This is a genomic window from Paraburkholderia kirstenboschensis (assembly GCF_904848585.1).
Classification (GTDB): Bacteria; Pseudomonadota; Gammaproteobacteria; order Burkholderiales; family Burkholderiaceae; genus Paraburkholderia; species Paraburkholderia kirstenboschensis.
Map to the genome: position 1 here is coordinate 88,269 of NZ_CAJHCR010000021.1, position 18,412 is coordinate 106,680.

General features: G+C 59.0%; 14 protein-coding genes and 2 pseudogenes. 10 read left to right on the forward strand and 6 right to left on the reverse strand.

Going from position 1 to position 18,412, the window contains the following annotated elements; translation table 11 throughout:
- Positions 1-23 precede the first annotated feature (23 nt).
- The 3 genes from JMY24_RS33150 to JMY24_RS33160 all read left to right on the forward strand — a co-directional run bounded on the left by JMY24_RS33150 (position 24) and on the right by JMY24_RS33160 (position 2,449).
- Complete coding sequence (locus JMY24_RS33150; protein WP_128597208.1) at positions 24-896, forward strand: hypothetical protein; 873 nt, start codon at positions 24-26, stop codon at positions 894-896.
- A gap of 598 nt (positions 897-1,494) precedes the next feature.
- Positions 1,495-1,683 (forward strand): hypothetical protein, encoded by a 189-nt coding sequence (locus JMY24_RS33155; RefSeq protein WP_128590417.1) that lies wholly within the window; start codon positions 1,495-1,497, stop codon positions 1,681-1,683.
- Positions 1,684-1,954: 271 nt separating this feature from the next.
- A complete protein-coding gene (locus JMY24_RS33160) occupies positions 1,955-2,449 on the forward strand; it encodes a hypothetical protein (RefSeq protein WP_128597207.1) in 495 nt (164 codons plus the stop codon).
- 1,198 nt (positions 2,450-3,647) lie between these two features.
- Here JMY24_RS33160 and JMY24_RS33165 read toward each other — a convergent pair.
- Positions 3,648-5,912: a two-partner secretion domain-containing protein gene (locus tag JMY24_RS33165; protein WP_201703655.1), complete on the reverse strand. Its 2,265-nt coding sequence runs from the start codon at positions 5,910-5,912 to the stop codon at positions 3,648-3,650.
- A 268-nt stretch (positions 5,913-6,180) separates the two neighbouring features.
- A pseudogene (locus JMY24_RS33170) lies at positions 6,181-6,800 on the reverse strand (tyrosine-type recombinase/integrase).
- Between the two features lie 373 nt (positions 6,801-7,173).
- Between JMY24_RS33170 and JMY24_RS33175 the strand changes: the two are divergent.
- The 6 genes from JMY24_RS33175 (at position 7,174) to JMY24_RS33200 (ending at position 14,228) form a co-directional block, all read left to right on the forward strand.
- Entirely contained in the window at positions 7,174-8,229 is a 1,056-nt protein-coding gene (locus JMY24_RS33175) for a beta-keto acid cleavage family enzyme (protein WP_128597206.1), read from the forward strand.
- 41 nt (positions 8,230-8,270) lie between these two features.
- Positions 8,271-9,092 (forward strand): SDR family NAD(P)-dependent oxidoreductase, encoded by an 822-nt coding sequence (locus tag JMY24_RS33180; RefSeq protein WP_128597205.1) that lies wholly within the window; start codon positions 8,271-8,273, stop codon positions 9,090-9,092.
- Between the two features lie 35 nt (positions 9,093-9,127).
- Positions 9,128-9,889: a carboxymuconolactone decarboxylase family protein gene (locus JMY24_RS33185; protein ID WP_128597204.1), complete on the forward strand. Its 762-nt coding sequence runs from the start codon at positions 9,128-9,130 to the stop codon at positions 9,887-9,889.
- A 109-nt stretch (positions 9,890-9,998) separates the two neighbouring features.
- Positions 9,999-11,333 carry an MFS transporter gene (locus tag JMY24_RS33190; protein WP_128597203.1) on the forward strand — a complete coding sequence of 445 codons (1,335 nt, stop codon included), beginning with the start codon at positions 9,999-10,001 and terminating at the stop codon, positions 11,331-11,333.
- Between the two features lie 104 nt (positions 11,334-11,437).
- Entirely contained in the window at positions 11,438-13,054 is a 1,617-nt protein-coding gene (locus JMY24_RS33195; protein ID WP_128597201.1) for a 3-(methylthio)propionyl-CoA ligase, read from the forward strand.
- Between the two features lie 49 nt (positions 13,055-13,103).
- The gene (locus JMY24_RS33200; RefSeq protein WP_128597199.1) at positions 13,104-14,228 is read left to right on the forward strand and encodes a porin; all 1,125 of its coding nucleotides are present in this window, start codon (positions 13,104-13,106) and stop codon (positions 14,226-14,228) included.
- A 488-nt stretch (positions 14,229-14,716) separates the two neighbouring features.
- Here JMY24_RS33200 and JMY24_RS33205 read toward each other — a convergent pair whose 3' ends face one another.
- The 4 genes and pseudogenes from JMY24_RS33205 to JMY24_RS39710 form a co-directional block, all read right to left on the reverse strand.
- Entirely contained in the window at positions 14,717-15,760 is a 1,044-nt protein-coding gene (locus JMY24_RS33205; protein ID WP_128586583.1) for an AraC family transcriptional regulator, read from the reverse strand.
- A 398-nt stretch (positions 15,761-16,158) separates the two neighbouring features.
- A complete protein-coding gene (locus tag JMY24_RS33210; protein WP_128597193.1) occupies positions 16,159-16,794 on the reverse strand; it encodes a tetratricopeptide repeat protein in 636 nt (211 codons plus the stop codon).
- Between the two features lie 34 nt (positions 16,795-16,828).
- On the reverse strand, positions 16,829-17,107 hold the full coding sequence (locus JMY24_RS38720; RefSeq protein WP_236597639.1) for a hypothetical protein: 279 nt from the start codon (positions 17,105-17,107) through the stop codon (positions 16,829-16,831).
- Positions 17,108-17,255: 148 nt separating this feature from the next.
- Positions 17,256-17,477 (reverse strand): annotated as a pseudogene (locus tag JMY24_RS39710) (bacterial transcriptional activator domain-containing protein); the annotation flags it as partial.
- A gap of 327 nt (positions 17,478-17,804) precedes the next feature.
- Here JMY24_RS39710 and JMY24_RS33220 point away from each other — a divergent pair.
- Complete coding sequence (locus JMY24_RS33220; RefSeq protein WP_128597191.1) at positions 17,805-18,314, forward strand: lipocalin-like domain-containing protein; 510 nt, start codon at positions 17,805-17,807, stop codon at positions 18,312-18,314.
- The last annotated feature ends 98 nt before the right edge of the window (positions 18,315-18,412 follow it).

Here is an 18,412-nt window from a genome sequence, read left to right on the forward strand (position 1 = left end):
ATTGACGCGACTAACCGACCATCGTGCATACCATCCAGATCCTGCTTCAAACGACCATCCCGCCTATGGGCGAGAACTGGTCGATTGCGCGGTTCAGCCGCTTGACAGAATTACTGCGGACACATCGAGATTCTGACGGGCGCGTAATGTTCAACGTCGTTGCTCGGGATCGTGAGCGGCTCGGGCAGCCAGACTCGATTCTTTCTCGTCTCGATGAAACCGAGTTCGACGAGTTGTGGCTGTTTGCCGTTGACGAAGGGGACGGTCTGACCCCCGAGGACTGCGGGGGAATCTCGCGATTCCGACGTGCAGGTCGCGGCCTATTCGTCACCAGGGATCACATGGATGTGGGCAGTTCGCTATGCAGCTTGGGCGGGGTGGGCAAGGCACACCACTTTCACACGCGCAATTTAGACCCGGAGCAATCCAGACGAGTGATCGACGACCCGTTCTCAACCGACATCTCCTGGCCTAATTTTCACTCGGGCGCAAACGGAGACTTTCAGGAAGTCGCTATTGTCGGACCCACACATCCAGTATTGGCGGACCCTGACTCTCCCACCGGCGCAATCCGGTACCTGCCAGCACACCCGCATGAGGGCGCCGTTGACGCTCCTGACGATGAACCGGCTCGAGTGATCGCGCGAGGTAAAAGCAAAGTAACAGGAAAGAGTTTCAATCTTGCGGTCGCTTTCGAACCCTCGAACCGGGGAGGCCCCGCAGTCGCCCAAAGCACCTTTCACCATTTTGCCGACTACAACTGGGACACGCGGCTTGGCTGCCCGAGCTTTGTGACTGAACCTCCTGGGAACGGGATGCAGACCGAGCAGCAAGCCCTGTGGGACGCCCACCGCTACTCTGTCAACGTCGCACTGTGGCTAGCTGGAGTGATCTGAAGCATTTTTCTCACAATAGGACTGGGTCGTTTCGCGACTTCGAGAGCTCAATCCGAAGAACACCCATGCAGGCGACCGTACCGTGATGTACCTCCTCCAGTAAAGCCAACGCGCTTGTAGCAAAGCGTAGTAGATGTATACATCGCCAGACTGTTCACTGACGGCTGGAGACTGGACTATCGATCGCCTGTTGTGAGTGCGATCCACGCAACCTGTGTGGCCGAATTGAAACGGAAAACATGACCTGCCAGCTGCACTTTCCTCTGCCCTCTGGTTACCGATGTCGACAAAGATGTCGCACTCGTTGAATCGAACGGCCGACAAGGGCAAAGTACCTGAATCGACCTGAAGGAAACGCATCCGCAGGACTCGCGTCGGTGAGGCTTGGGCTAGTCGATCAGCCACTCCCGCTCGAACTTTCAGGAAGTGCCTGCCAAGGTTTGATACGGCTTTGCGCGAACGATCACCAGGATGAGATCGTCGATGTCGCCAGGATCAACGAAATGCTCGCCTGTCTCGACAAGTCTCGCTAACCTAAGGATCGCAGACTGAAACCACGACAGTAACGGATCGAATGAGAAGGGAGGAACGATTCGAAATGTTGACGATCCAGGGACGCCTGTCGATTGGCTGCTTTTCGCCGACCCCGGAAGTTTGTGAGATGCGCGTCGCCGCTGATCGCGCCGACCGGCGAGCTTCCCTTCCCGACCCCGAGCCGTCTTTCGGGGACGCGCCGCCGCAACGGCCGCTGTTCGCGCGGCACCTGACGCCCGCTCCGCTGAGTTGATCGATGCACGTCATCGGTAAAACTCTTAGGCGTGCGTGCGGACAGTCAGAAGAACGCTTTGAGCAGATCGATGAAAAAGTGCAAATAGCCCACGCCTCAACGCCGAATACACATGTGGCGCCGCCTTATCCGGGATCGATCAGTCTGGCACTGGTTGAGGAAGTTGCCTACACTTGAACTCCTGATGAGAAGACTAGCTGGACGCCGCATCACCGGCCTAATGAAGCGTGTACAGCGAGAATATTGAAACCCCACGAAGGAGGGGTATTCCATGTTTGGTATCGGTTCTAGAAGTGCGCAGACCCCCAGCGAGTCCAGCCAGAACTCTGACGCTGGTGGCGGCGGCCTCGACCCGAGTGGCATCGAAGGACACATTCAAGCGCTCGTCAACGCGAACACGCCTTGCAACGTCCACCACATGTGGCGCAAAGTCGCCCGCGGCGCCATTACTCATCACAGCCAGATTTTCGTCAGCAATCGCAGCAACGGCTTCCTCGTGCTCAACTTCGGCTTGTGGATGGGCGCCAACGACACGGTGGAATTCGCCACTGACGAGGCCAAAAATATCCAGTGGTACACCCAAAGCGATACCTACAGCCCTAACCCGGTATCCGTGACGGCGGAGGCGCTGCAGCAGGCGTTCCTCAAAACGAGGCTGATGTGTGGGCCGGACTACAAGCTGCTGCACAACAACTGCCAGAAGTTCGCGCGACTGTTTATGACCGAACTCGGCGCCAGTCACAATCGTAGCCTCTTCCACCCCTGAGGCTGCCGCGTCTTGGTGAGCATCCGCCCCGATCACGTCTCACAGCAAGATAAGTTCCATCGCCCAGGCGGGAGGGCCGCAGCCACGAGCGACTTGACTTCGTGTAAGGTGCTCGTGATCGGTAGCCCATGTGTACCCTCTGCCATGACCAGCGGGTACCCAAGCAAATATCGGAGCAGAGATAGAAGGTCGGATAGTGGTTAGTGTTTCGCGGCCAGGTGTGAGGGGGTTCACCTCCCGCGACCACGAGGCAGACGTTCCGAACTTCGGCGAGTAAGACCACGCGATTCGATCTTTTCTCGAGGCGCGCGCCTTTAAAATCGGATCAGGCAATAAACGGACTGGCAACTCTGAGCATGCCCGGCGTGGCGGCCGTGCCGCAGATGCGCAGACGCCACATTTGAACGAATGTCGCGTCGTCCACGGCCCCTATGCGATTTACGCCAACAACGCTGCCCTTGCCTTGCAGTTTCTGGCTTCTCAATGTTCGCCAAGTGGCTCTCCACCCTGTCTGATGAGTTCAAGGCAGCGGGGCCTGCCAGGTTGAGGCGGCCGCGGCGTTCCCTCAACACCTGAGTTGTGTTAACTCGAAAGGCGTTCCGCGAGATGATGCCTCACCTCCGTCCATTCGATGGCTCTAGCGCCATTAACTGGTTCGGCGGATTTTCGGTCCTCAGGTGTCCGGCAAGTTTCAAAGTGAACCGGTCACTGGAATGACGGCTTCCTCAGTTGCTCGAACGGCCACTACTGGCCGATTGTGTGAGGTCGCCGACGGCCGCTTAGTGGCGCTCCAGTTTGCAAAACTTGAATTTGGCAGACTGACCGGTCTGGGGAAAAATCGAAGTCTTTGAGACGTCCGCGCGTTGCTGCCGGCGACCGGTAATCGGCGATGCGATACGCGTCCACAAGAGCGTTCTCGGTGAGCATCACGCCAAGGCACACAGGCGTCATCTCGGATGACTTCGCCGTCGAGCGAGATCCGTGAAGCTATCACAATCTCGTCCGTGCCCACTTCCCCTGACAACTCCTCAATTAGAGCAGCAATCATTCGGTCGAAGACGATGGGTCAACCGGCCAGTTCCGGAGAGAACGCATTTTCACTTCCCGCATTTCCGACTCATCCAATGACCGTGGTGCCCGCAATCCGACTAAGCGACTGAGGCTGTGCTATTGATGCTCCGCAAGACGAACCCAGGGTTCAGTGCGGGGCGACTTGCCAGGCGAGAACGGGATGGGTCGCACCGGGTAGCATCACCCACACGCCGTTAGGACCGAAGTCCCACCCGGCAAAACTTGTCGGGTCGCTCATCTGGGCGGTAGTGAGCCCGTTCGACGCCGGCAGATTGCCGCCGCTCGACGGTTGGCCCGTCGTCTGGACGTTCCAGTAAACGTCGTTCCCAAGACCACCGCAGCTGCTGGCGCAGATACCGCCGGTCTGAGGCGATACAGCCGTCACGGGGCCCGACGCGAAGGACTGTGTGATCGTTCCGCCGCTGCCCCCCCCGACTAGTCCTCCCGCCGGACCGTGCGAGGTAAGTCCCAAGACTGGGCCAGTGGCGTATGACTCGGTGATCGTACCTTCGTTACCGATAACCAGTCCACCGACATTACCATCCGCCGTGACGGCAGCGCTGCTGCCCGATCGCGCGATTAACCCGAAGTTGGTGGCGACAAGCCCGGCGTACTCGTTGCCAAGGTTCCTTGAGGCAATGACCCCGGACGTAAACACGTTGGCAATGGTGCCGTGATTCTGAATGGCCAGTATCGCGGTCCCGTTATCAAAGAAAAAATCCACTTGGCCGACGTTCGCGTTGACGTTCACGTCGCGCACGACGCCGCTTGGACCGATATCGCCAAACACCGCATCGAAGCTCGGCAAGAGGTTGGAAATCGTATGCCACATACCGTCGAACTGCCCCGTGAATGGAATGCCGGCAGCGAAACCAAGCGTCTGGAACGCGGAATTGCCGGCGTCGAGGTCTTTGCCTAGCGCGTAATTGCCGGCAAGATTGTTTCCGATGTTCTGAAGGTCCGTGACCGAATTGACGAGTTGATAGCCTGTTATCTGCGTGACGATTCCGCTGTAGAGCGGCGCTTGCCAGGTCGCATTGCTGACGAGCGTGCCGGGGCTGAAACTGCCGTTCATATCGTAGAGCGCGCTGACGATGCCCGTGCCTTTCGACCAGTCGATGGTGCCGTTGTTGTGGACACTGCCGCCGTTGTCGATGCCGGATGCGTCGGCGCGCAAGCTCAGATTGCCCGCGCCGCTGTTCGCGATCGTCGTGCCGTTCGCGACGGAGACATCGCGGTACGCGGCGAGCGTGAGCGAAGCCGGGCCGCTCCAGCGCAGACTCGACGCGACGCCGAGGTCGCCCGTTGCGCCGTTGGCGCCTGTGGCCGTCACATCGATCGAGGTGCCCGCGTTCAGGCTGCGCTGCAATGTATGCGCGGTCGAGTCGTCGATCGTGAAGTCGGGCGTCGACAGATTCCATTTCCCCGCGTGAACCGCTGCGTGCCTGCCGAAAGTGAGTTGTGCCGCTTGCGTATCGACGGTTCCGCCACTGCCGTCCGCGTTGTTTGCGGTGATCGTGCCGTACTGTTCGACACGGCCGCTGTCGGCGACCAGCCACACATGGCCGTCGCGGCTCGCCGTGCCCGTCGCCCGGATGCGCGTCCCGCTGCCTGCGAGCGCATACACGTTGCCGTCAGCAGCCTGCAGACTGATCTGCGCGGCGGTTATCCGCCCCTTGTTGACGACCGTGCCCTGACTGCCTGTCTGCACAAACACCTGCCTGCTGCCGGCCGAGTCCTGCAGCAGTACCTGCTCGCCCACGGCCAGTTCTGCCGTGCCGTTGGGCGCTGCGACGGTGCCTGCGTTGATGACGCGGTGTCGCGCAATCAGGAACACATCGCCGCCGCCCGAACTGATCTTGCCGAGATTGATCACGGCTGCGTTCGAGTTGCCCGACAGCGTGAGCGAGCCGCTGCCCTGCATAAACGCGTCGTTGCAGATGTCCAGCGTCGACGCAACGAAACGTCCGCCGGTGGTAATCACGCCCGATGGCCCGATTACGACTCCCTGCGGATTGATCACATAGAGGCTGCCCGTCGCACTGAGCCTGCCGAGGATGGCCGAAGGCGAACCACCCGTCACCCGGTTCAGCGTCGCGCCCGAGCCGTTGTCGAACGTCACGCTGTTGGTTTTGCCGATCGAGAAGCTGTTCCAGTCGATCACGCCGCGCGTCGAACCTGGCTGTGTGATCACGAGGCCGTTGCCCTGGCTTGCTATCGCGCCGGTGCCGGCCACGTACGTGCCGCCTTTTGGAAGGACGCCCGCCGCGAGCGTCGCATGTGCGAAAGACAACCCGATAAGGGAACTGCCGATGGCGAGCCACATGCGTCCGGTTAACTGCCGACGACGCAGTGCGCGCCGCGCGGGCCGAGATGGTTTTGGACGTGACATACACCCCCCCTTTCCGCGCGGGACGCGGAATGCTGCCGACGACCAGCAGAGCCGACCGGAAACGCGTGAGTGGCAGCATCTGAAGAATAGAGCAGTTGGCGTCGCGGATGCACGCCGATATCTCAGCGTTTTGTGCCTTCCTGTGGGACCTGTTGTGCCACTTTCGTCGTGTGGCAGGACTTATGCTGCGCCTACGAAATCCGATTTTTCAGTTGGTTGATGACACGGGCTGTGGGCAGGCAAGCGCCCGCTCACCGGCCAACAGTTATCAGACTTCGGTCTGCTCGGCCATCTCGAGCGCGTCGTCCACCTCGATACCGAGGTATCGGACTGTGCTCTCAAGCTTCGTATGGCCCAAGAGTAACTGAACCGCGCGCAGGTTCCTCGTGCGTCGATAGATCAGGGCTGCCTTCGTGCGGCGCATCGTGTGAGTCCCATACGCGGCGTCATCCAGTCCGATTGATGCGACCAAACGATGCACGATGCGTGCATACCGGCGCGTCGACACGTGTGCTGAAGCGTGCAGGCGACTCGGAGACAGATAGTCGGCGGGCTTCAGCCCCGTGCTGAAATCCAGGCCGCGACACTCTGCCGGGTTTGCTCCGTGATTTCGAACTGGACTGGTCGCTGCGTCTTCTGCTGCAGGAACGTTGCTCGCGAGACTACATGACCTCCCATGCAAACGTCTCGAACCTGCAACCGCGTCAAATTGGCCGCCCGAAGCCTACTGTCGATCGCAAGTTTGAACATCTCCAACTCGCGGGCGTTGGACGACATCTGCAGTCTCGTTCGAATCGCCCATATTTCCCGAAGCTTCAACGGAGGTTGAAGGCCGGTCAACCTCCCTTTGTTCCATGGCACCCTGCGAGCGCCGGAAGAAGCTTCCAGTCGGTCGAATGATCGCCGGAAGGCGAAAATTGGCACTGGTCCCTTAAGCCCGGCGGAATAGAAGCTCATGTCGAAATCAACAAGATGAAGACAAGGCTATGGATCAGCAGTTGCCGATTCATAGTAAGTACCCTCTGAAGTCCCCCATCGCTGCCTTCTTCACCGCCAAACGCCGCCTGAGTGCATTCAGACGCAGTCGGGCAGATATTTCCACGCGTCGCGCGATCGAAAGGGTTAATCCCGGTATCGAAAGTGACGGAATGATAAAAGCGGGTGACAAAGTGATAAAGGCGGTTCGCTCACTTTCCCTAAAGTTTCAATCAACGGATTCGCCTTAGCGCAACCGGCCACCAATCAAGTTTGGAGATGCCCAATGAATTTTCTCGACGATAGCCTCTTCCCCGAAGTTCAGGAAAAACTTGTGATTCAGGTCGCGCCGTTCGGCCCGCAGTGGATTCCGAGCGACTCGGACGACATCCCAATCACGATGGACGAACAGATCCAGAAGGCAGTGGACTGCTACAACGCCGGCGCCACGGTGCTGCACGTGCATGTGCGCGAGGAAGACGGCAAAGGTTCCAAGCGCCTGTCCAAGTTCAACGAGAGTCTCGCCCGGTTGCGCGAAGCGGTGCCCGATATGATCCTGCAGGTAGGCGGCTCAATCTCGTTCGCACCGGAGTGCGAGGGCCAGGAAGCCCAGTGGCTCGACTACGACACGCGGCACATGCTCGCGGAACTCTATCCCAAGCCCGACCAGGTCACGATTGCGATCAACTCCAGCCAGATGAACATCTGCGAGTTGCTCACGCCGGACGACGTGGTGGGCACCATTCTCGAGAAGCCTGAATACTTCAACGCTTACTCGGAAATGGTCGTCGATGCCAAGCCGTCATTCTTCATCGAACACCTGCGCCGCCTGCAGGCGGCCGGCATTCAACCTCACTTCATGCTGGGCCACGTGCACCAGCTTGAAAGCGTCGAGCGCCTGATCCGCCGCGGTCTCTACACCGGTCCGCTGGTGCTCAACTATGTCGCGATCGGCGGCGGCGCGGCGGGTCTGCATCCGGCCGACCTGATCGAATTCGTTCGCCGCACGCCCGATGGTGCGGTTCTGACGATCGAAAGCGCAATGCGCGCCGTGTTGCCGATGAACGTGATGGCCATCGCGATGGGGCTGCATGTGCGCGTGGGAATCGAGGACAACCTCTGGGGCCGCAAGGGCGAGCGCATGACGTCGGTGCAGCAGATAGAGCAGACCGTGCGCATCGCCCGCGAGCTCGGCCGCGACATCGCAACGGGCGAAGACGCAAAGCGCATCTATCAGATCGGCGAGCAGTACCGCAGCGCCGACGAAACAATCGCCGCCCTCGGCATGGCGCCGAATCGCAAACCTACTCAACGCGGCTTCACGATACCGGGCCGCGCCTGAATCAACGGTATACATCTTTCCACCTTTAGACTGGAATGAGCATGACACTACGTAACAGGATTGCGCTGGTCACTGGCGTAGGCCCAGGACTCGGTCTTGCATGCGCGGACGCACTTGCCGCCGAAGGCGCCAGCGTCGTCATATGCGACGTCGACGAGAACGCGTTGGCGGTGGCCCGCGCTGCTGTCGAAGCACGCGGCGCTGAATGCCTTGCACTCCGGTGCGATGTGTCGTCGAGCGAACAGGTCAGGTATATGTTTGCGCAGATCACCGAGCGCTTCGACACGTTGCATATCCTCGTCAACAATGCCGCGCTGACACCTAACCGTCCTAACGATACCGAACGACGCAACAAGCTGTACGCGTACGTGCAGACGCCCATGCCACGTCAGTCGCTGAAATTCACCACTGAAATCAGCGACGAAGAATGGCATCGCTACTGGGGCGTCAACGTACACGGTGTGTTTTATTGCACGCGTGAAGCGTTGAAACTGATGGAACCACAGCGCGACGGAAAAATCATCAACATCGCTTCGATTGCCGGACTGTCGACTAAAAGCGCGCACAGCCCGCACTACTGCGCCACGAAGGGCGCGGTCATCGCCTTCACGAAGTCGGTTGCCTTCGAAGTGGCCGGCGCCAATATCTTTGTGAACGCGATGGCCCCGGGCGGCGTCGCCACGCCGGCATTCAACCAGTATCTCGACAAGATCGGCGAAGACGCCCGCAACCGCTTGTGGCAAAGCTGTCCGCTGGGACGTTTTGGCACGGTAGAAGAGTATGCGTCGACAGTGGTCTATCTCGCGGGGAATCACTATCTCGTCGGCCAGGTTATCAGCCCGAACGGGGGCTCGGTGATATGAGTACCAAACCACCCGAACCAGACATGGCAACAAGCATGATCGATCGACAGCCCACACCGAACTACGACACAATGCGCGCCGCAGGTTTGGTTGCCTCCGCGCTCGACCCGCTCGCCGATTGGGATCCCGCATGGATTGAAACATTCATGAAGCTCAGCCAGAGCGCCCAGACCAGCGACGTGCTCGATCCGCGCCTCGTGGCGCTGATCCGGTTGAACATCGACGTGACGGCCACGCATATGTATGGCCCTGGCGTGCGTCGTCATGTTCGGGACGCATTGCGCCTGGGCGTCACGCGAGAACAGATTCTCGAGGTGTTCAAGCTTGCGAGTGTAGTGGGTATTCACGCATGCGCGCTGGGTGTACCGATTCTTGCCGAAGAACTCGCGAGTGCGGGGCTGCCGGACGAACCAGCGCCTGCCACGTCGACGCCAGTTTGTGATCATGTGCGCGCGAGTGGGATGTTCAATCCACTGTGGGAGACGATCTATCGGTGGGACCCGCAATATCTCGAGAAATTTCTCGCGATGGGTCTGGGTCTGTGGCGCGACAACGTTCTGCCACGGTTGTGGATCGAGTTCCTTTGCATCGCGGGCGACGCCGCAGTCACGCATATGTACGCACACGGCACGCGGCGTCACATCAAGGCGGCGCTCGAACTCGGTGCAACGCGTGAGCAGATTCTGGAAGTGCTGAAAATAGTCAGCCTGCAAGGCATTGAGGCATGCGAGCTCGCCGTGCCTTTACTGCAGGCCGAATGTGCAGAGCACGACCGAGCCCGGTGTAAAACGGCTTAAGGCAGGGCCGTGCCTTCCACGCGACGTGTCGCATAAGGCACGCGCGCGGAACTTCACCACGCGACGGCGACTCTGCGCCGTCGCACTGAATGTAGCAGCTGGAGACACCATGAGTCATGCCGCTTTGCAGGCGGAGGCGATCAGCGGATCGCGTTCATCGCCCGAAGTCCGGGAGACATATCGCAAGATCACCTGGCGGCTGCTGCCGTTCCTGTTCCTGGCCTACGCAGTCAATGCGATCGACCGGATCAACATTTCTTTCGCCAAACTGCGCATGGCGCAGGATCTCGGTCTGACCGATGCCGCCTACGCCATCGGAGCCACAGCGTTCTTCGCCGGCTACATTCTCTTCGAAATCCCGAGCAATCTGTATATGCAGCGGGTTGGCGCACGTGCCACGCTGACCCGTATCATGGTTCTGTGGGGACTCGTCACTGCGCTCACCTGTATGGTCTCGACACCGGTGCAGCTTTACATCGCGCGATTCGTCCTCGGTATTGCGGAAGCAGGCTTCTTTCCGGGCGTCATTCTTTATATGACCTACTGGTTTCCGTCATGGAAACGCGGCCGGATCACGTCGATTTTCTTCATGGCGGGTTTTGTCGCGGGAATGATTAGTGGGCCACTAGCCGGCGCAATCATGACTGAACTCGACGGTTGGCATGCGATGAAGGGATGGCAAACACTGTTCATCCTGGAAGGCATTCCTGCGGTGTTGCTCGGCGCATTCGCGTGGTATTGGCTCGACGATCAGCCCGCGCACGTCAAATGGCTCACCGATCAACAGAAGGCGATTGTCGTCCACAATCTGCGGCTCGACCGTGAATCGAATAATGCGCCGGCGCGCACGTTCGGGAGCATCATGCGCGATCCCCGTTCTTACATTCCTGGCATTGTATTTTTCGCGATTTATTGCGCGACCAACACGGTCGCCTACTGGATGCCGTCATTGCTTCAAGACGCTGGATTCACCGATATGCGCAGCATCGGTTTGATTGCGAGTGGACCGTATCTACTCGGCGCGGTCGCCATGTATCTGTTGGGACGCAATTCGGACCGTCGTCTGGAGCGCCGCTGGCACCTCGCGGCGGCCATGTCGACGGCGGCATTCGGCTTTCTCCTCATGCATTTCGTCCATGCGAACGCGTTGCTATCGACTGTTTTTATGATTGTCGGCGCGGCGGCTTGCCTGGCGGCAGTGCCCGTGTTCTGGACCATTCCGCCGGCATTCTTCAACGGTGGTGCAGCGGCGGGTGGCATCGCGCTTGTGAGCAGCCTGGGGTCAATCGCCGCGGTAGTCAGCCCGGTCACCGTCGGCGCAATCAAAATGCACACCGGAAGTCTCTACATCGCGTTCGACGTAATCGGCGTGATCCTACTGGTGGGCGTGATTGTGCTGCTCACCGGTATCCCAGCCGCGGCTCTTCAAGAACGCTGGGACTAGAACCCTCGATTTCATATTGCCTTCATCAGCGGTATCTCATGCGCCCAGGCGATTTTGCCGGGTGCAGGGAAACGGCTGCTCTCGCCTCGTCCAAGGAAAACGGAATGAATAGCTCGATGATGCAGATGCCACTGCTCATTTCCTCGTTGCTCGTGCATGCGGAGCGCCATCACGGCGACCAGGAGATCGTCTCGCGACGCGTCGAAGGCGATGTGCACCGATCGACGTTTCGACAGTTGGCACAGCGTGCGAGACAACTTGCCAACGCGCTTGCCGCGCTCGGCATTAGGTCTCCCGACCGTGTCGCTACGCTCGCATGGAACGGACATCGGCATATGGAACTGTATTTCGCCGCATCGGGTTCCGGCGCCGTGCTCCACACACTGAATCCTCGTCTGCATCCCGACCAGTTGCTCTATATCGTCGAACACGCGGAAGATCGCGTGCTGTTCTTCGACCTGACCTTTCTTCCACAGGTGGAGGAAATCGCCAAACGAAGCACCTCGCTGAAAACGTTTGTCGCGATGACCAACCGCGATCACATGCCGGATTCCAGTATCGCGGACCTGCAGTGCTACGAGGATCTGCTCGACTCACAGTCTCACGATTTTGCATGGCCCATGCTCGACGAAAATCAGGCAGCGTCGATGTGCTACACGTCCGGCACCACAGGTATGCCCAAGGGCGTCGTCTACAGCCAGCGGTCGACGGTGCTGCACACCTACGCAGCTGCTTTGCCCGATGCGCTCAACTGCTCGTCGGGCGACGTGATTTTGCCAGTCGTTCCGATGTTTCATGTGAACGCATGGGGCTTGCCGTACATCGCTTGCATGGTCGGCGCGAAGCTGGTGTTTCCTGGACCCGCACTCGATGGCGAATCGCTTTACAACCTGATTGAATCCGAACGCGTCACGTTGTCAGCGGGTGTGCCGACTGTATGGCAAAGCCTGCTGACATGCGCTGATCAGCATGACCTCACATTCACCACCATGCGGCGCACTGTCGTCGGCGGCGCGGCGTGTCCACCGGCCATGTTGCGCCGGTTCCAGAATCGCTATGACGTGGAGGTTCTGCACGCGTGGGGCATGACTGAACTGAGTCCGCTCGGCACGGTATGCAGTTTGACCGGTGCGCAACGCACGAAACCCAGGCAGCAACGCGAAGCGGTACAGGCCAAACAGGGGCGTGCGGTATTCGGCATTGACATGAAACTCGTCACGGATGACGGCCAGGAGCTTGCATGGGACGGCGAGAGTGCGGGGAACCTGCTCGTGCGTGGCCCGTGGGTCGCGGCCGGTTACTTCCGTCACGAAGGCACGGCACCGCTCATCGACGGCTGGTTTCCAACTGGCGATGTTGCCCGCATCGACCCGCAAGGTTTTATGCAGATCACGGACAGAAGCAAAGACGTCATCAAGTCCGGTGGCGAATGGATCAGTTCCATCGACATCGAGAATCTGGCGATGTCGCATGAAGCCGTTGCGACGGCCGCCTGCATTGGCATCAAACATCCGAAGTGGGACGAGCGGCCACTGCTGGTCGTTGTCAGGAAAACTGATGCCCACGTGTCCCGCGAAATGCTGTTGACGTTCATGGACGGCAAGATCGCGAAATGGTGGATGCCCGACGACGTCGTCTTCGTCGATTCGATTCCTCTCGGCGCAACCGGCAAGGTGCAGAAGAACCTTCTACGCGAACAGCTCGCGCCGATACGCGACTAGACACCGATTTCAGATTCACAAACAAAGCAGCATAGAAAAAGGAGACAGCATGAGACTGAAGTTGATGGTCGGGTTAGCGGTAATGGCATTTGGCACAGCGGTTCACGCGCAAGGGTCGGTCACGTTGTACGGCGCAGTCGACGGCGGCCTGCTGTATCAAAGTACCTCGGCAGCGTCGTTTAGCCCTACAGCAAAAGATCTCGGCAAGATCTATCGGTATAAGGATGCAGGCATCTATTCGAGCTTCTGGGGTCTGAAAGGCGTAGAGGATATCGGCGGCGGCTACGCCGTCAACTTCAGATTGCAAGGTGTGCTCGATACCGGAACCGGCAAGCTTGGGCTGTCGGATACGGCGGGCGTGCCGGGCTTTTTCAACCAGATTGCGACTGTTGGTGTCAGCGGCCCCTTTGGTTCGATCAACGCGGGCCGCCAGATCGTGCCGATGATCTATGCGATGGCGGAGACCGATGTCCGCGCATCGCAGTATTTCGGCAGCATTCTGAGCGCGTGGCTCGGATTGAACACGGCGGCAGGCTGGCCAGGTACTAGCACAAACGGTCCGATTGGCGCGCTGTATGACAGTAACGCGCTGGTCTATCGGTCGCCGGTCTTCTATGGATTGAGCACTGAACTTGAATATGCGCTCGGCGGCGTTGCGGGGCAGCCGCAGGGCAATACGCGCGAGTCGGTCGTGCTGAAGTATGCGGGGTACGGGCTGCGACTTTCCGCGCTCTACTACAACGGCCACGATACCAACCCCGGCCCGACCACTGTCCCGACCGGGCTCAACAACAACCGCTACTGGTATCTGGGCGCGCTGTATAAGTATGAAGGGTTCTCGATCTCTGGCTCATATAGCAATGGATCGAATCCCGCGCACAGGAATCTGGTCGACCTGGATCTGTACTCGTTCGGGTTGGGGTATCGCTTCGCCCCCGACTTCCAGATCACCAGTGGTCTCTACTACATCAAAGACAAAAACGTTTCAGCGAACAAGTCACTGCAGATCGCAGCAGGAGCGGAATACAGCCTTTCGAAGGCCAGTGTGTTGTATGCGCAGGTCGGTTGGGTGAACAACCACGGAGACATGACGCAAACCATCACCTACGGACAACCTGTTGCGCCAGGTATGGGGACGACTGCAGCCATGATAGGACTGCGGCACAACTTCTAAACAGGCACAGGCTGGCGATGGCCTCGACGGATGCTGGTCTGTGGCATTGTCTATGGACGGAGCTCCGGTTTGAAGACCAGGTTTATTATGCAGCAGTTCGAGTCGTCGATCGAATTACCTCTTTCAGACGCTGACTGGCATCGAGTGAAACATCTATCCGCCGCGCCTGGCCCAACACGTGGCCGCCCCCGGCGAGACGTTCGTCTTATCCTGAATGGCATTTCTGGATTAAGTAGAACTCCGAGAGGTGGCATCGCCTTCCCTTGACCTTCCCATCGCCACAGACCTGTTACGCGAAGTTTCTTGTCTGGCGACGCACGGGACTTCTGCGACAGGTCGCCGAACTACTTTGTCCGAAACCACTCGACGACGGTTCGCCCGAAAACTGATCGGGCGTATCGCCAGTTGTCTTTCATAAAGGTTCGTGACTGTCAGCCTTGGATTTCTCTTTAGCGGCGCCAAAAGCCGGCGATCCCATAACCTGTTCATCACATCTCACCATGCGCATTGATTACCTTTAGTCGGGCCGCGTTTCTGCGCAGGTCGGTCGGCGTTCGTCCATTCCATCGTTTGAACGCGCGGGTGAAATTGCCCTGACTCTCGTAGCCGAGCCGCGTCGCAATGTCGGCAATCTGAAGGTCGGTCTGCGACAGCAACTGATTCGCCAGATCGCGCCTGACGTCTTCGAGCAATTTCTCGTAGCTTGTATGTTGTTCGTCGAGATGGCGATAGAGCGTGAAACGGTGGACTGCAAAAAATTCCGCGACTTTCTGCGATGTACATCCGGTTGGAAGAAGCGTTTCGATCACCTGCCTGACCCGCGCGCTGAAGTCGTCGGTCTGGCGCGCCTCCAACTCGGTCATGTGTTGATGCAGGAAGTGGCGAAGCTGCTGGTCGTGACTAGACCTCGGCTGATCGAGCAAGGACTGCGGAAACAAGACCTCGTAGTGCGCCTGGCCGAACCATACAGGTGCTTGAAAATACTGCTCGTACAGCGCGCTGGTTTTTGGCTTCCGATATGCGATCCGCACCAGCGTTGGCCGCCACGTGCGACCGAGAATCAACTCCAGAATCCTCACGTTCGCCGCGAGATACGCGGTAAGCAGATGCCGCGCGCCGGGAATGCCGCCATCGATCGACAGCGACATACAGGCGTAGCCTTCATCTTCCGTCATGCTGACATGCAGCCCGCGATACCAGACACCGCAAAAGCGGATCAGGCTTTCGACGGCCTCGCGCACCGTGGCTGCGTTGAGTACGAGAAAGCGAAGAGGCCCCGCGTTGTCAAGTGTCGCTCTTTGTCCCAGTAGAAGGCCGAGGTGCTCGCAGTCAATCAGCTTCGCTGCGGATTCGAGAATGCGGCCGTGTGAGACGGTCGACAAGGGGCTCAGCGGTGAAGCTAACGCTTCGTCTGTCACGCCGAAGGACTCAAGAAGTGCCCAAGGGTCCGCACCATGCTCGCGCAAGACAGCTGGCAACGATTTGAGCGCGCCGATCGGGATGGACTTTTCCGCTTTGGGTGCCCGCTTCATGTTCTGACTCTTTGAGCAATGCTGAATGGCGAATAATCTGACGTCACTTCACACCATTTTACCGCTGTCAGGTCCCGCGTCTAATCGCGGAACAAGCCTTATTGTTGTGACACCATCCCTAGATTTTCACAGGATCACCACAGGGAAGCCGCACTCGCCCATTAACGCCGAAGGAACGGTGAAAAACCTGAGATCGGGGATTTCGGTGTAGCGGGAAGTGAGAGTCATCGCGGGAACCTTCGTGTGCCGGGTCGGCGCGGCGGCCTTTGGGTCGAGTCAACATTTACGGCTGCAAAAGCTACACATGTCGCTCTGTCAGAGCAGACGAATGCCCATGATGTCGGATGTTTCGGCAGTTCTTTCCGACGGCAGCTTGGGTCGCCGCCGACGGCTTTTACCTAACAGTCCCGTCGGGCAGCAGCCGGCCGAGGCTGTGTGAAAACACGCATCGGTTGCCGCGCGTGGGCCCGTCGGGACGGGGGTGACCGAAACGTCAAGTCGATCCAGGCGGCAGGATCGTCCGGCGCCAGCCGGGTGGCGCGGTTCGCATACTCCAACGCCCCCGCGATGTCGCCGAAACTCCGCAAACAGTTGCTGCCATTGACGAGCCCCGGTATCACATCGTTCTCTGCAAGTTGTTGATACAGCGGCAGCGCTTCTGCACGGCGGCCAAGTTTCTCCAGGCAGAGCGCCTCATTCAACGCGGTGGCATTGTCCTGAACGTGGGTGAGAAAAACGTCGTACGCACGGACGGCTTCTTCATATCGGCGACGCTGCATCAACATGTTGCCCTCTTCCCGCGACCGCTCGTATTCGGGGTACAGCGGCACGCGAGTTTCGCGTTCCATGGCCCGCTCCGACCGTAAGCTGTACTTCTTGCGCAGCACCAGTGCAAAGACGATCATGCATATCGCCGTACTCCCCGCGTTCATCCAGAACATCGCGTTCGGTTGACCTTGGTTCGAGGCGAGAATGCGCGCACCGTTCCAGACCAGGAACATCGCGGTGATCCACGGATAAAGAGAGTGAGTCATGTCGTTTTCCGAGGGTCTGTCGCGCGGCGGCCGGTCAATGTGCGCCGGATTTATCGTCCGCAGGCGCGAGGGCGCAGTACAGATCGGGCATGTACTGAGCAAAAGCCGGATTATCCCTGAGGCTCGCCCTGCTCGACGGCAGCCGCACTGAAGGCACGGCGCGATAGACGCTGACCGCCGTCGGCCGCAGCGAGCTGACATCGAGCGAGTCTTCTCCCGTTATCGGCATGTCGCCGGCGTGCGCCAATCCCGACCCGCACGCCGCGACGACCGCCATCGACAGCGCTGTCAGCTGATACGCGTTGATCTTCATTGCCGGGTCTCCCGATTTGCCGTGAGTGCCGTCGTTGCAGCAGTCCCGTCATCCATGCTCGGAGATTCGGCCGGAACGCCCTTCCGATAGCCTTCCGATCGCTGAAGCGCAGCCGACTATCGGCGCGTCTATCGCGTCTGAGCGACCGGTACAGAGTCTGGGTCGGTTCAGAGGGCTCGATTCCCAGTGTTACCGGCAGAATGTGCCGGCAATGCCGATATGCGTCCAACGCTTCTGCGATGCGGCCTTGCTCACTGAGCGAGAAGATCAGCGAACAATGAAATTCCTCATTGAGCGGGTCGTCCTCGACAGGTCGTTCTCGACGGCTCGTCGCGAAAGGCTGGTCAGGGCGGACCAGTTGCGAAGGCACTGGAGTTCGAGCCCGACGCTGGCAATGGTGCGGGTGAATTGGCTATCCGTGTTGTGTTGGATCGAGCAAGAGCGGTTCCGAGTAGCGCACATTTCGCCGCGACACTATATCGTTGTTGCTCGCTCAAGTCGTCCGTACATATGACGAACGGCATATCGCATCGTGGGTCGTCGTGTCTAGACTCAGACTGTTGCCATCAGAATCGTGAGATTTCCTTCCCGCATTCCCTCGTAAGCGGATCGCTGCCTTGCCGTTGCGCGAATTTAGCAAATCAATGCCCCGCTTTTGCCATTCCGTTGAGCGTCAATGTTTCAAAGGTAGATACTCATGCAACGTCGCCGGATCGCTTCGATCGCTAGTGCCGCGTTAGGGGCTTCCACACTTTTCGCCTTCCCATATGCCGGCGCGCAAGATGCAACGAGCGTCGTTGGCACCTGGAAGCTCGTTTCACTGACGGTCATGAAAAGTGGAAGCCCGGTGGAAATTCTGGGCGACCATGCCGAAGGTCAACTTGTGTTTGGCGACGATGGGCGCTACACCTTGATCGCTGTACGCTCCAACTTGCCTAAGCTGGCTTCGGGCAACCGCCTTTCAGCGTCGCCGGACGAAAGCCAACGGATTTTGCAGGGAAGTGTCGCGCATTTCGGAACTTACGTAGTGCAACTCGCGACGCACCAAATCGAATTCCATATTCGGAAGGGAACTTTCCCAAACTGGGATGGTGAAACACAGGCCAGGCCATTTGTCCTCGATGGCGACCGGCTCACGTACATCACACCGGGCAGCTTTGGCTACGGCGCGTCTACCGCCGTTTGGCAGCGCGATAGAAACAGGTAGCGCACGAGGACTGGCTACGGGAGGATCGAATTGCAACAGCTGCACTTAGCGCCGACGACAAGTTGCGCTGGATGATCGCAGAGCAATGGTCCGCTCCC

What these genes read in the sequence shown, in the direction of transcription:
- JMY24_RS33155 (WP_128590417.1), top strand. Translation starts at nt 1,495, where the DNA reads ATGTTGACGATCCAGGGACGCCTGTCGATTGGCTGCTTTTCGCCGACC.
- JMY24_RS33160 (WP_128597207.1), top strand. Translation starts at nt 1,955, where the DNA reads ATGTTTGGTATCGGTTCTAGAAGTGCGCAGACCCCCAGCGAGTCCAGC.
- JMY24_RS33165 (WP_201703655.1), bottom strand. Translation starts at nt 5,912, where the DNA reads ATGTCACGTCCAAAACCATCTCGGCCCGCGCGGCGCGCACTGCGTCGT.
- JMY24_RS33175 (WP_128597206.1), top strand. Translation starts at nt 7,174, where the DNA reads ATGAATTTTCTCGACGATAGCCTCTTCCCCGAAGTTCAGGAAAAACTT.
- JMY24_RS33180 (WP_128597205.1), top strand. Translation starts at nt 8,271, where the DNA reads ATGACACTACGTAACAGGATTGCGCTGGTCACTGGCGTAGGCCCAGGA.
- JMY24_RS33185 (WP_128597204.1), top strand. Translation starts at nt 9,128, where the DNA reads ATGATCGATCGACAGCCCACACCGAACTACGACACAATGCGCGCCGCA.
- JMY24_RS33190 (WP_128597203.1), top strand. Translation starts at nt 9,999, where the DNA reads ATGAGTCATGCCGCTTTGCAGGCGGAGGCGATCAGCGGATCGCGTTCA.
- JMY24_RS33195 (WP_128597201.1), top strand. Translation starts at nt 11,438, where the DNA reads ATGAATAGCTCGATGATGCAGATGCCACTGCTCATTTCCTCGTTGCTC.
- JMY24_RS33200 (WP_128597199.1), top strand. Translation starts at nt 13,104, where the DNA reads ATGAGACTGAAGTTGATGGTCGGGTTAGCGGTAATGGCATTTGGCACA.
- JMY24_RS33205 (WP_128586583.1), bottom strand. Translation starts at nt 15,760, where the DNA reads ATGAAGCGGGCACCCAAAGCGGAAAAGTCCATCCCGATCGGCGCGCTC.
- JMY24_RS33210 (WP_128597193.1), bottom strand. Translation starts at nt 16,794, where the DNA reads ATGACTCACTCTCTTTATCCGTGGATCACCGCGATGTTCCTGGTCTGG.
- JMY24_RS38720 (WP_236597639.1), bottom strand. Translation starts at nt 17,107, where the DNA reads ATGAAGATCAACGCGTATCAGCTGACAGCGCTGTCGATGGCGGTCGTC.
- JMY24_RS33220 (WP_128597191.1), top strand. Translation starts at nt 17,805, where the DNA reads ATGCAACGTCGCCGGATCGCTTCGATCGCTAGTGCCGCGTTAGGGGCT.